This window comes from Exiguobacterium sp. E17S (genome assembly GCF_057772545.1).
Genome location: NZ_JBYLRU010000032.1, coordinates 1 through 242, shown reverse-complemented (window position 1 = coordinate 242; position 242 = coordinate 1). Strand labels below are relative to the sequence as shown.

Here is a 242-nt window from a genome sequence, read left to right as displayed (position 1 = left end):
AAAACTGAACGATGAGGCAAAAATCGTATTCTACGGAATACAAAAACGAATGAAGCGCAAGCTTCGTCAATCGTGACTTCGGTCACAAAAACGAGCAAGTCAAACACTTCATGGAGAGTTTATCCTGGCTCAGGACGAACGCTGGCGGCGTGCCTAATACATGCAAGTCGAGCGCAGGAAACTGACGGAACTCTTCGGAGGGAAGGCAGCGGAATGAGCGGCGGACGGGTGAGTAACACGTA

The 242-nt window shown here is 50.0% G+C and carries 1 rRNA gene; it reads left to right on the top strand.

What is annotated here, in order from left to right:
* Positions 1-107: 107 nt before the first annotated feature.
* Positions 108-242, top strand: a 16S ribosomal RNA gene (locus AC3B4V_RS16310); the annotation flags it as partial.